Source organism: Falsihalocynthiibacter sp. S25ZX9 (assembly GCF_041205405.1).
Classification (GTDB): domain Bacteria; phylum Pseudomonadota; class Alphaproteobacteria; order Rhodobacterales; family Rhodobacteraceae; genus Falsihalocynthiibacter; species Falsihalocynthiibacter arcticus.
The window spans coordinates 1-296 of sequence record NZ_JBGFCD010000263.1 but is presented as its reverse complement, the minus strand read 5'-3'; the positions used below and the strand labels follow the sequence as shown (position 1 = coordinate 296).

At 50.7% G+C, this 296-nt stretch carries 1 protein-coding gene; it reads right to left on the bottom strand.

From position 1 onward, the window contains the following. The coding region (locus tag AB9F29_RS22170; protein ID WP_369757286.1) for a flagellar basal body protein at positions 1-213 on the bottom strand (213 nt) is incomplete at its 3' end. Positions 214-296: the final 83 nt, after the last annotated feature.

Below are 296 nucleotides of genomic sequence, written 5' to 3'. Positions count from 1 at the left end.
GCCTCGGTCGGCCTCAGTAAGATGGCCTTCACGAGATGCTAGCAAAGGTTTCTCATTGGTGCCCTCATAGGCATCCGAAAAGGCGACAACATCACGGGCTTTGTACCAGGGCGTATCTGCATTGGCCACGTTCTGGGCGATTGTCGCCTGACGGGTACTTGCGTGCGATGCCATCGCTTGCGACATGCGCATAATATCTAGTTTATCAAACATCGGGGCTTCTCCATCGACCGGTTTCAACTAACTCTTAACCCTGATTCCTTTAAAAAGGGTTTAGTGATCAGAATGAGCACAGA